Consider the following 12067-nt stretch of genomic DNA (forward strand, 5'->3'; position numbering starts at 1 on the left):
CCAAAAATATCCGCCCCGGCAACGTAAACCCTCGCAACTTCAAAAGCGCCATCGGTCCGGCATCCAGTTCGGTGCGCAGGTGCCACGTCAGGCCCAGGCCATCGGGCGCCTTGAGCACCATGCGGTAGCGGCTGTCGCCATCGTCCAGCGCGGTGAACGTGGCCTGTTCCAGCAAGCGGATCAGCCCCCAGGCGCCGGCGTAGTCGGCGAACAACCGTTCGCCGGTGTGGACGCTGGTCCACGTCAGGCTGACGCCGGGGTAGTCGCTGCGTCCCGGCCAGCCGAAGCGCTGCCAGCGCTCCTTCTGGTTGAAGTAGTGGTGTTTCTCTCCGTTGAGGATGAAGGTGGTTTGCACCACATCGCGCACGCCTTTGCCGCTCAGTTCAAAACTCAAGCCCAGGCCGCCGTCGGTGTAGAGCACGTCGGCCAGATCGCTCAGTTGATTGACCGCCTCCAGGAATTGGGGATTGACGCGCAAACCGCGACCGTGGCGGGGATCGGCCACCCAGCGGTTGCCTTCCTTGCGCAACACGCCGCTCAACTGGCTGTGGAGAAAACGTTCGATGCGCCCCGTGTCGGCGCGGATCATTTGCCCCAGCATCGGCAACGAAGCATCGCTGGCCGTCGCGGCGAAGGGATAACGCCCGGTAAAGGCCGCGTTCCAATGCTCGACGATCGAACGCCGCCATTGGCTGTTGAGGCCCGCCGCCGACGGTTGCAGCACTCGCTGCCAGGCCTGTTCCAGCGGTTGCACGAACAGCGTTTCGCCCACGCCGCCCCATTGCGCACCGAGGCTGGCGGCCATCAGACGGCCATAGGACTGGGTATCGGTGAGGTCGATGCCCCGGCCCTGGAACACCGTCTGCGCCAGGGCCTGGGTCATTTCCATGGGGTCGCTGGCCGTGTTGATCTGTTGCAGTTTCAGGCGCACGCGGGTCACTTGGGTGAGGTAGGCCTGGAGGCTCAAATGGTCAGCGCCACCCTTGCCCAGCAAGGCCAACAACGGGCCGAACGTCGGATCCAGCGGGCCGCTCGGCAGGTCGGCCAGCGGGTCTATGGGCGGGGCCTTGTCCGGGCCGATGAGCTTGTGCGCGGACCTCATCAGCGAGTCGCCCAGGGCCGGGACGCGGGTGCCCGCTTGCCCTTGATAGGCCAGGGTATTGATCAACGCGAGCAACGGCGATTGGCGCACGTCGCTCATCAGCGTCAACTGGTCGATGACCTGTTCCAGGCTTTTGGGTTGATTGCCCCGCAGGCTGTTGAGAAACACCAGCCAGGCGCCCGCGTAGTCCTTGAAATAACGTTCGGTCAGGCGCGCCTTGAGCTCGCCGGGCGTCAAGCGCACATCGATGTCACCGGGGCGATCACTGAGCACCCAATCGATTTCTTCGCGGCGCGCCTGGGTGATGTCATCGATGGCCTGGCGCACCTGGCCCTCCCAGGCCTGGCGCGTGAACACTCCCGGCACGCTGGCCTTGCTGGAAAACAACCCAGCGGCTTTGGTGTCGCCCACCATCTGTTGCAGGCCCAGGGCTGGATAGTGCTGGGTGGCGTCGTCCAGCACCCGTTGATACAGGCTGGCCTCGGCGTTGCGTTGGCCCAATTGGTCGAGCAGCACCTGGCGCACCTGCGCCACCAACCGCGGGTCGGCCTCGATGCGCCAGTCCGGGTGCGCGGCCAGTTGCTCGGCGTAGAACTGCCACAGGTTCGGTGCGAGGGTCTGCCAGAGCCCTGACGAAATTCCGTCACGCGTGGGTTCGGCGTGGCCCAGGGTCTTGACCAACAAGGGCGCCTCGGCTTTGTCCGGGCGCGCCATCATCAGGTAAGCCTTGAGCTGATCGTAGGCCATACGCGTGCGCTCAACGCGCTCGGGGCTGCCCGGCGCCAGCTTGACCAGCGCCTCCAGTTGCCCGCGCAACCTCGCCGCCGCCGGGTCGCGCACCAGGCGGTTATTGGCCTCGACATACCGGGGCCACAACAGTTCGAGCAAGGTTTCATTGCGGTTCAAGCCAAAGCGCTGGTACCACGGCGCACCGGACACGACACGGTGATCCAGGCGAGCCAGCACATGGACGAGCGCTTCGAGCGCCAACAGTTGCTCCTCTTGGGTGGATGACTGTTGCAACGCCGTCGACAAGGCCTGCGCCTCGACGATCTGCGCCCGATTGCTCACAAAGGACAGCGCCATCCCCGCGCCCCACACCAGCGCCAGGCCCATGAACAGCCCATAGACGACTCGCGGCGCGCCCCACCCCAACCGCGCGCCGACGGCCTTGTCGCGCTGCACGCCGTGCCACGCCGGGTCCGGCCACCAGAAATGCTCGCCGTCAGCGCTTTGCGTCACGCGCAGTGGCAGGCTGAACCACAACCCTCGCAGCATCACCCCCGGGTTGAACCCACTCAACGACGGCGCCAGCGCCTGCCGCCAACGGGCAATGCCCTCGGCCTGCAAATCTCGGGACAGGCGCAGCAGGAAATCGTGGTGCATCCGCTTCTTGATCTTCATCTGGGCAAAGCCCTGGCAACGCAACGGCTCGACCAGATCCTCCAGGCACGCCTCCAACAGCGACGGCGTCACCTTGGCCGGCAACAGACAACCCACCGGCTGGCTCTCGCGCCCGTCCTGGGACCAGCCGCTCTCGCACACCTGCCACAAGTGCAACGGCAACCGTCGGCGTAGCCGCCGAGCCAGCCCCTGCAAGTGCCGCATGCCCTTGGCCAGCGTCACCGCATCGGTGCTTTGCGGTTTGTCCAGCGCCCAGACCACCCCATCCAGCGCCCGCCAACGGCGTAGGGTGAGCCATGGGTTCAACAGTGGGGTTTGCAATTCTTCCTGGACGCTGCCGCCCCATAGCAGCACGGTGCGTTCGCCTTCGAGCCATTTCTTTTTCGCCAGCTCCGGGGCGATGGCGGCGATCTGGGTGGGCTCGCCGACGATGAGCAGCAGACGGACCTTGTGGCGCCAGAGGGGGCCGTATTGGAAGCGGAGGTTTTCGCGTAGCTCTGCGCCCAGTATCGATTCAGGCGTCCTGGCCTGAGGTCGTGATGAGGTCACCTGGGTGCTACGCACCAGAACTCTGATCCCGTTCTGCAGGATTTGCCACATCAATATCGCCATCGCGAACAACAATGCACAGCAAAAAAATGCCTTGAGCAGCAGGTCCGACAGCACAACGCGGTCGACGGGTTGCCCAGCCCATAACCACCACCCCCCGCCTGCCAAGGCAACAAACACGGCCAAGATCAACGCCAACAGAAGCGCCGTAAGCCAGGAAGAGATTTTTTGAGGTTCATCTGTTTGAGTCATGGGGTTTCACAATTCCGAGGGCCAAGGTGTAATGGGAATCGCAAGCCAGCCAGGCACAGGGCTCACCGTGTTGCTCGGCGTGCCAGGCGGCAAGGGTCTGCGCGACCATGGCCTCCAGATTCGCCAGCGTGCCGAAATTGTGGTCTTGCACGTTTTGCTTGGTGTTCCAGCCAATGGCAGACAGGTCGACTATGTCGGGCTGGAAGAACGACACACACACTTTGGCGGGCGCCTGCAGTTCGCTTTGTTGGACGGCTCGTTCGGCCACCTTTACCACCGACTCTTGATCGGTGGACCATTCTCCCCGCAACAAACCGATGCCTTGCTCAGGGCCCAGCAGCCAAAGCAGCGCCGCCTCGCCGGCCGGTAAGCGGCTGTCTTTTTGTGGTGACGAGGATTGGCAACCGCCGCAGAGAATGCGCGCATCCGAAGGGGCGCTCTGCAGCTGGTCGATGATTGAGTCCAGGCTGCGAATGCCCTGCCAGGGCTCAGGTCGCTCCGGCAGTTCAACCTGGGGACAGGATTCGGCCATTTGCTCGACGAACGCCGCCCAGGAATCGACGGAACCCTGCCAATAGCAACGCACCGGCTGCAAGAAGATGGGCTCGGTTTGTTGCTCACACCATTGCAGGGCGAGCAAAACGGCCAATTGCCGCTCGCGCTCGGTGAGGTCGTCACCGAATACCTGAAGCAGACGAAGCGCCAGGCCTTCGGGCGTTTCTTGCGGTATGGGCGCAGGTTGATCCGGGTTGAGCAGATTCTGCCTGTGTTCCTGGGTCAGGCAGGCGGGCCCGAGCAAGACAGTGTCCACCAACGCGGCTTTTTGCCGATGATGCGCCCACCAGGTTCGCTGGATCCGTTGCGCCGCTTCGGCATAACAACGAGCGTTGTGTCGGTTGAATCGGTAGCGCAACACACGCAACAGCAACACGAGCAACCATGCCAGCAACGTCGTGATCGCGCCGACAACCATCAAGCGCGGCTCTACGACCCCATCCAGAAGCGCGCTGGCGCCGCCCAACAAAATCAGCAGCCCCGCGACTCCGGCTATCCAGCGCCTGTATCCGGGCGCCCGTGACGCAGGGTAAGGCGCGAACTCCGGCGCCGGGATCATGAGGCCACCAGCGTATCAGGCCCGGAGCTGACCAACGTGCAATTGCAGCCGCAGCGGTGACCATCCAGCGCCACGGGGCACCCGTCGACTTCCATCAGGTCACTGCCCTCGGCAATCTCGGTACGGCCGTGCAGGTTGCAGCGCACCGCATCCCCCTGACAGGCAATGGACAGGCCGTCGCATAGGTAGTGGCCCCCCAATACCTCGCCTCCGTATTCCTTGAGGGTGTCGCCTTGGCGAATGATGGCTTTCATAATTTCAACTCCTTGTAATGAATGGGTCAGGACTGCGGGCACGACGTAGGCACCGGCAGGTTGAGCGGGATCTTGATCGGGTATTCGGGACTGCCATAGGCGTAGCAGGACGTGGTGACCTGGATGTCGTCGCAGGGCAGGAAGTGCACGGTCAGGCCGCAGACTTTTTGGTTGGTGTAGTCGGGGATGGGGACTTGCTTGGTGTGCCGCCTCTTTTGCGCGACGACTTTGTCGAGCCAGGCGTCGTATTTGGCTTCATCAGCAAGACCTGGATTGTCATAGGAGTAAGCGACACCCGTCTCCCAATCGATCCGCACCGTAATACCCTGCTGCCAACGCGACGGCGCGACGTAACAACATCCGCCCCCGCCACCTTGGTAAGGCCCGATAACGTCAATCCCCGAACGCCCATCCACACTGAATCGGTTGATCGCCCAGTGAGTGTGGTTGATGGCTTCGAGCGTACTGGCAGAGACGTTGGGCGCGAGCACCGCGCCCAACAAACCACACCAGGCGAGCAATAGCGCATGCCACGGGCTGGGCCTGAACATCGGAGCGTTGCCTCTTGAAGGGTGGCGAAGCAAAGGTTCAGCTCGGCGCATCGTTCGTCTCCCTGGCCTTTGCATAAAAATCCTTCCAAAGCTCATCGATGTCCTTCTGCACCTGGGCCAGGCGTTCAACATCCATGTGTAGCGGCACCGGGTCGCTGGTCGACTTTGGCTGTCTTTGCGCCCACTGGCCTTGGGCGTTTTCGCTGTAGAGCGCCAGCGCCCGGCTGTTGCTCTCGCCGAAGAACACCATGCGGTCTCGCAAGAAGCTGCCCCAAGGTTCGCGCCCAAGCTTGTAGAGGAACCAGGCGCGGGAGTCGTGCACGTGGTCGTCGAATAACGCACGCAACAACCCTTCGGGTTGTTCGGCATTGCGGCTTTCGTCGACGTTGCCGCGAAAGGTTTCGTTCTGATGGTTTATCTGGGACCGAGGGGGTGGAAACAATTGGCTGACCAACTTCTGGCCGGCCGCTTTCATTCGTTCACGCTCGGCACGGATCTGGGTGGCAACCCAGAACGGCTCTGGGCCGGCAACCAGACCAAGCGCCAGCAGGGCCAACGGATCCTGGCGACCCTCGCTCCGGTAAACCTCAGCGAACTCTTCGGCCGCTTCGCGCAGCTGGGTTTTCGCCATGTCCGCGTCGAAATCCTTTACGCCGGGTTTCAGTGTTTTTTTCGGGACACGGCCTATACGTTCGGCGACCATCTGCAGTTTGCGATGCCTTTCGATCGCTTGTTGTTCTGCATCACGCTTGTGTTCGGCAGCTTCACGGACAGTCTTGTCGGCTTCGGTATCGCTTGCCTGTTGGTAGAAGCCTGTCTGTTTGAGGCTGGCAAAGGCGTAGCGGTCGATGCGCCAGGCGGTGATCCAGTCCAGTTGCGTGCGTAGGGCTTCTTCCAGGCTGAGGGTGGTCGGCAAGGGCTGGTAGCTTTCGATCCGTTCGATGGGCAACGGTTGCGTTACCGCTGGCAGGTCCAAGGTAACTTGGCGCCAGGCGTTGAAGCGTTCAACCAAAGTTGGCGCTACAGAAAACTCTCGCTGTACATCGCCCTCCATTGCGCGCCACAGCTCGTGACGCAACGCTATCGACAGAGCTTCCTTCGGCACTTTCAGAGGAGCACCAAGGGCGAAGGCATCGGCATATAGATCATTCAGGGCTATTTGCGACAGCAGCAAACCATCGCTCTCGCCCATCGCCTTCCCCTGATCACCTGGCGGATACCCCCCACCCTGATCCGAATGTACCCCCGGATAGATCACCTCCTGGCTATTAGCCGGGTACTCCCCGTTTTCACGGCGAATCGATTCCAATGGAAAACACAACCGCTGCTCATGGCTTGCCACCAAATGCAGGCAACGCTTCACCAATCCGCTCTCCGGCAGGTGCTGGTTACCATCGGCCCAGCTCATGTGCCCCTGGGCGCCTGGAATAATGTCGGCGATACCCACAGAGGCCACGGTGTCCAGCAGACCCAGATATTCCACGCTCAGGGGCACCCGTATATCCGCCATCGGCAGCGTCAGCGCCAAGTCGGACAACAATCGATCCAGCCAACTTACAAAACCCCGGGCCGCCGTCGCTCCGCGGGAAAAACCGTAGACATACAGCTTCAGTCCCAGCAACTTGACCTGGCCGGGCTGCGGCTGCGTCAGGGCCAGTTGCAGGGGCTTGGCCAACGCCTGCAACTGTTTGCGAAACTCGCGGCTGCGATTGGCGTGGCCGGTCCCCCAACCCAGGCCGAGCGCCGTGCCCATGGCCTTGACCGCCACCTGCAGCGCGGCATTGTCCAGGCGTGGTTGGTTCAAGGTACGGCGCAGGGCATCGATGAGCATCATCAACCCCCAGTTGATCCGCTCTTCACCGTACCAGGCGGTGGCCAAGCCCGATTCGCTGTAATCAAGGTCTCCGACTTCCGGGAAAGGTGTGCCCACGCCGGGCATGTAGTACTTGAAATACTGGCCATTGCCATTACCCGCCGCATCGACCAGGCGTTCGGCCTTGTCGCTGTGGGCGGTACCGCCGGCATGGCCGGCGCCAATGCTGGCGCGAAACAGCCGGGCGATATTGGTCGGGTGCGGTATCGAGGACTCGTACAGGTCGTTGTTCAGGTTATTGCCGGTGCCGTCGAAAAACAGGCTGATGTGCACGGTCTTGCAGCATGGAGGCATCACTCTGCGCCCAGCGGCGACGCACAGGGAGTCGTGATAGTCATGCTCCAGAGCGCATTGGCGATTGAGGTTCTGGTAAACCAGCCCGACATCTCTGGGTAAGCGGCCCTGGACCGGGAATGCCGGCGGATACCAGATCGGGGTGTGCTTCAGCTCGGACATGAGGTGGGCTCCGGTAAGTTGAGCGGGGTCTTGATCGGGTATTCGGGACTGCCATAGGCGTAGCAGGACGTGGTGACCTGGATGTCGTCGCAGGGCAGGAAGTGCACGGTCAGGCCGCAGACTCTTTGGTTCGTATAATCCGGGACCTCTACCATCTTGCTATGCTGCTGCTTTTGCGCTTTTAGCTTTTGTTTCCAGGCTAGGTATTTAGGCCAGTCCGCATAGCCAGGATTGTCATAGGAGTAAGCGACACCCGTCTCCCAATCGATCCGCACCGTAATACCCTGCTGCCAACGCGACGGCGCGACGTAACAACATCCGCCCCCGCCGCCCTGGTAAGGCCCGATAACGTCAATCCCCGAACGCCCATCCACACTGAATCGGTTGATCGCCCAATGAGTGTGATTGATCGCTTCCAAGGTGCTCGCCACCCCACTTGAAGTGATTGAAATGGCGGTCAAACCTGCGGCAATCCCAACGACGCGTCTGGCTATCAAACACGTGGCCATAAAGTCACTTCCCTCTGTTAACAGCCAACTTACAAAACCCCGGGCCGCCGTCGCTCCACGGGAAAAACCGTAGACATACAGCTTCAATCCCAGCAACGTGACCTGGCCGGGCTGCAACAGGCTGATGTGCACGGTCTTGCAGCATGGAGGCATCACTCTGCGCCCAGCGGCGACGCACAGGGAGTCGTGATAGTCATGCTCCAGAGCGCATTGGCGATTGAGGTTCTGGTAAACCAGCCCGACATCTCTGGGTAAGCGGCCCTGGACCGGGAATGCCGGCGGATACCAGATCGGGGTGTGCTTCAGCTCGGACATGAGGTGGGCTCCGGTAAGTTGAGCGGGGTCTTGATCGGGTATTCGGGACTGCCATAGGCGTAGCAGGACGTGGTGACCTGGATGTCGTCGCAGGGCAGGAAGTGCACGGTCAGACCGCAAACTTTTTGGCCGGAGTAGTCTGGGACGGGCACCTGTTTGCGGTGCTGCCGCGTTTGCGCGCTTATTTGCTTCTCCCAAGCCAAATATCTAGGCCAGTCGGCATACCCAGGAAACCCATCGGGGTAAGCCACACCTGCCTCCCATTCAACCCGCACCGTCATTCCCTGCTGCCAACGCGACGGCGCGACGTAACAACATCCGCCCCCGCCACCCTGGTAAGGCCCGATAACGTCAATCCCCGAACGCCCATCCACACTGAATCGGTTGATCGCCCAATGAGTGTGATTGATCGCTTCCAAGGTGCTCGCCACCCCACTTGAAGTGATTGAAATGGCGGTCAAACCTGCGGCAATTCCAACGACGCGTCTGGCTATCAAACACGTGGGCATAAAGTCACTTCCCTCTGTTGAATGCTGTCGATTCGGGCGCGAGCAATCGTTTGAGAACGAACGCTTCCCGCTCGGGCCCCAGAAGCAATCCCGCTTCGGTGGCGTCGAGCATCGCCGCGTAACACTGGTGAAAAAATTGTTCATTCCCATATGTCGCTGGGCGTGCAGCAAGCAGCTTGCTCATTGCCAACGTCGCATCACTTGCGCAACCAAGAACTTCCAACTGGCTGTCGCTAAGGTCCAAGGGGCGAAAATCTTCCGAGCCCAAGGGTTCGCCAGGAGCGCCAGGCAAGTGGCCGGGAACGCCGTCACGATCAAGCCAGCTCCAGAACACTGCGGGACGAAGTAGCAGTTGCTGTTGTGCAGGCTCCAATACGTGGCTGAACAGCAGCGGAAACAGACGCGGGTCGTAATAGCGCAGCAGCCCCGTACAGCCGCCGTTGGTCACTTCCAAGCAGCGACCGAGGTGTTCGGCCAATGCTGGGAACAGCCAAGGCGAGGCCAACACCATCAATTGCGAACGATCGCGTGCCTCGTGCATCAGGCCGCCAAGCCACTGCCGTTGCAGTGGCTGCGTCAGGTCGATACGCAGCAACAACGGCGCCAGTTCGCTAGCGCCTTCCTCGGGCAGACCGGTGAACAGCGAACGCCATTGCAACGGCGGCTCGACGCTCAATACGCTGGGCAATAACGGGGCGTTGCTGCCAGCCTGATCCACAACTACATCGAGATGGTACAAGCCGCTCCTGGTACCAGAGGCCTCTAGCAAGTCAAGCCAGACATGGCGTTGCATTGAAGTCATATCGATGCCCTCCTGGGCATGAAGCCTTGGGCGGCTGCCCTAGCCCTTTTCAAACATTCTTTGCACACCGAGCCGGGTAACTCAGGCAGCGGAAACGTCTCGCCACCGGGGCGGTCGAGTCTGTGCTTCCCTTTGATACTGACTAGGCCAGGACTATGAATCTGGATTTCGCCTTCGGCTGTAATCCGAATGAACCCACCCCCACACGCCAGGGTGAGGCCATTCTTCGCCGTCACCTGCACATGCCCCTGCACCGACTGCACGGTGATGTCCTGCTGGGCTTTCATGCCCAGCCCATCGCCGTGGGATTCGATGTCCAGGGGTCCTTTGCCGGAGACCAGGCGCAGGCCTTCCTGTTGGGCCAGCAGCGAGATGCCCTGGTTGGCGTGGGCCGACAGCCGCTTGGCGGCGGCGAGGTTGATTTCGTTGTGGCTTTGCAGGTACAGCGCGTCGCCGCTCTTGAGCAGCAGGCTGGCCGGGGTGACGGCGCCGATGCCCTGGGGGGCGCTGAGCAGGATGGCGGCAGCCGAAAGGTCTTTTGCGTCGGCCTGGAGTTGTTCCAAGCCGCGCAGGTCGGGTTTGCGGCTGTGGTGGGCCTGGGCGATGTCCTGCCATTCGGCCATCTGCTGTCTGGCACCTTCGACCTGGGCGGTGGCCGGGTTCATGGTGAGGACGTCGCCCTTGGCCTGGGTTTGCTCATCAGCACTGATAAACACCCCCTTGCCCGCACGAAGGGCGCCATGTCCATCGGTGCGCAACTCAAACCCTTCCCCCCGCTTCGTCTGCTCGGCATCCACCAGATGCCCCAGGTTCAACTGGCTCTTGCCGCTGTGCTCGGTGCTGAGCTTGATGTGCTCCTGCCCGCGGGTGTCGTCCATGCGCAGTTTGTTGTTGCTCGGGGTGCGCAGCACGTTGCGGCGCTCGTTGCGGGCGGTGACGGGGTCCGGGTGCCGGTCGTCGTGCAGGGCGTGGGCGATGTAGGGGCGGTCGGGGTCGCCGTGCTCGAAGGCCACCGCCACTTCGGTGCCGGCCTGCAGCGGGAAATGCAGGCCGTGGGTGTCGCCGCCGTAGGGTCGGGCCAGGCGCAGCCAGGCGCTTTCGCGGCCGGCTTGCCAGGTGTCGCGGTCGAACAGGAAGCGCACCTTGTAGCGGCCCTCGAAGTCGAGGTCAGCGTACGGCGGGTTGACTTCCGGGTGACTGACGCGGGCGGGAATGGTGCCGCTGATGCGCGGCTTGGGCGGCAGCGGTGGGCGAAAGCACACGGTTTCCGAGTAAGGAATCGCTTGGAAGGTGGCGATGAAGCTGCGGTCCCGGGCCGCTTCGGTGCGCAGGCTGACGATCACCGCGCCAAACTCGAAGGCCTGGGGCGCGCCGCCGGTGATTTCGAGCATCTGGGCCGGGGCCAGGGTGGCGCTGCTGGTGGTGCCGCTGAGGCGGGTCTGGTCGTTGAGGTAGAGTTCATGGCGCAGGCGCGCGTAGAAAAAACCACTTTCGCTTTGCAGGTCCTCGTCCAGGGCGTAGCGCTCGCCCAGCACCGTGTAGGGTTCGCCGTAGTGATAGGCCTCGCCGTAGGTGCCCTTTGCGCGGCGGGTATGGTCGACCTCGCCGTCGAGGAACGCGTAGGCCTCGCGATGGTGGTAGGCGCGAAAGTTGATGTTTTTTTCCACCACCTGGTGGGCGGTTTGCAGGTGCCAGACCGCGTCCTGCTCGCTGGCGCACAAGCCGGACGGCGGGCGACACGGCAACTTGACGCCGCGCTGGTAGTGCCGCTGATCGTCGTGAAACTCCACCACGTCGATGCTCAGGCGGTCATCGCTGACGACCCGGTACCAGATGCCGACATCAGCCAGCAGGCGCTCGATGAAGGCCAGGTCGCTTTCGTCGTATTGCATGACCTGTTCACGCCGGGGGTAGTCGCGCACTACATTGAAATAGAAATGCTGGCCCCGGAAATCATGGCGCGTGCGCAGGATGTGTTCGACGATCTGCGGCACCGACTGGTGCTGGTAGATCCGAAACTGCTTGCCCCGCGCCAGCAGCGCGAAACGCGGTTGCAACGTGATTTCGTAGCGGGCTTCGTCGTTGGAGCCGGACAGGCGCTTGAACGCCGTGATCGCGCCATTGAACGTGCGCAGCGGCTTGATCTCCGGCGGCGCGAAGCCCTTGGGCGTCGGCGGTGGCGGCAGCGGGTAAAGACTGAAGTAAGCATCCCGGTTGAGCAGGTCGGTGACCACCAGGTCGCGCTCGGTGCAGGTGAATTCGATGCGGTAGTGGTAGGGCCGGCTCAGGTGCTCCTCGCCGGTGAAGGCCAGGACGTCGAGATGGGCTGTGAGGTCGCAGACGCTCAGGGTGTGGCGGCTGTGGTCGAAGAAGGTGG

The 12067-nt window shown here is 62.3% G+C and carries 9 protein-coding genes; all 9 read right to left on the minus strand.

Translation table 11 applies throughout. The features are described from left to right. Window positions 1-3256: ImcF-related family protein (locus ACLK1G_RS25675; RefSeq protein ID WP_420767933.1), on the minus strand; the 3256-nt coding region annotated here is incomplete at its 3' end. Between the two features lie 34 nt (window positions 3257-3290). Further along, complete coding sequence (locus ACLK1G_RS25680; protein ID WP_420767926.1) at window positions 3291-4421, minus strand: hypothetical protein; 1131 nt, start codon at window positions 4419-4421, stop codon at window positions 3291-3293. Beyond that, complete coding sequence (locus ACLK1G_RS25685; RefSeq protein WP_420767927.1) at window positions 4418-4675, minus strand: PAAR domain-containing protein; 258 nt, start codon at window positions 4673-4675, stop codon at window positions 4418-4420. Before ACLK1G_RS25685 ends, ACLK1G_RS25680 begins: the two co-directional genes overlap by 4 nt. A gap of 26 nt (window positions 4676-4701) precedes the next feature. Further along, window positions 4702-5226, minus strand: coding sequence for a Tli1a family immunity protein (gene tli1a, locus ACLK1G_RS25690; RefSeq protein WP_420767928.1), 525 nt, complete (start codon window positions 5224-5226; stop codon window positions 4702-4704). A gap of 37 nt (window positions 5227-5263) precedes the next feature. After that, window positions 5264-7555, minus strand: a complete 2292-nt coding sequence (locus ACLK1G_RS25695) for a T6SS phospholipase effector Tle1-like catalytic domain-containing protein (protein WP_420767929.1) — start codon at window positions 7553-7555, stop codon at window positions 5264-5266. Continuing rightward, window positions 7543-8064: a Tli1a family immunity protein gene (gene tli1a, locus ACLK1G_RS25700; protein ID WP_420767934.1), complete on the minus strand. Its 522-nt coding sequence runs from the start codon at window positions 8062-8064 to the stop codon at window positions 7543-7545. Before tli1a (ACLK1G_RS25700) ends, ACLK1G_RS25695 begins: the two co-directional genes overlap by 13 nt. Before the next feature lie 302 nt (window positions 8065-8366). Next, window positions 8367-8888: a Tli1a family immunity protein gene (gene tli1a / locus ACLK1G_RS25705; protein ID WP_420767930.1), complete on the minus strand. Its 522-nt coding sequence runs from the start codon at window positions 8886-8888 to the stop codon at window positions 8367-8369. Window positions 8889-8892: 4 nt separating this feature from the next. Beyond that, window positions 8893-9690 carry a toxin Tle1 chaperone Tla1 gene (tla1, locus tag ACLK1G_RS25710; protein WP_420767931.1) on the minus strand — a complete coding sequence of 266 codons (798 nt, stop codon included), beginning with the start codon at window positions 9688-9690 and terminating at the stop codon, window positions 8893-8895. Beyond that, window positions 9687-12067 (minus strand): type VI secretion system Vgr family protein (locus ACLK1G_RS25715; protein WP_420767932.1); only part of this gene is annotated, 2381 nt, incomplete at its 5' end. The genes tla1 and ACLK1G_RS25715, both read right to left, overlap by 4 nt.

Source organism: Pseudomonas algeriensis (assembly GCF_048847255.1).
Lineage (GTDB): Bacteria > Pseudomonadota > Gammaproteobacteria > Pseudomonadales > Pseudomonadaceae > Aquipseudomonas.

Coding starts and splice junctions, on each gene's coding strand:
- tli1a (WP_420767930.1), bottom strand. CDS start 8,888: ATGCCCACGTGTTTGATAGCCAGACGCGTCGTTGGAATTGCCGCAGGT.
- ACLK1G_RS25695 (WP_420767929.1), bottom strand. CDS start 7,555: ATGTCCGAGCTGAAGCACACCCCGATCTGGTATCCGCCGGCATTCCCG.
- tli1a (WP_420767928.1), bottom strand. CDS start 5,226: ATGTTCAGGCCCAGCCCGTGGCATGCGCTATTGCTCGCCTGGTGTGGT.
- ACLK1G_RS25685 (WP_420767927.1), bottom strand. CDS start 4,675: ATGAAAGCCATCATTCGCCAAGGCGACACCCTCAAGGAATACGGAGGC.
- tla1 (WP_420767931.1), bottom strand. CDS start 9,690: ATGACTTCAATGCAACGCCATGTCTGGCTTGACTTGCTAGAGGCCTCT.
- tli1a (WP_420767934.1), bottom strand. CDS start 8,064: ATGGCCACGTGTTTGATAGCCAGACGCGTCGTTGGGATTGCCGCAGGT.
- ACLK1G_RS25680 (WP_420767926.1), bottom strand. CDS start 4,421: ATGATCCCGGCGCCGGAGTTCGCGCCTTACCCTGCGTCACGGGCGCCC.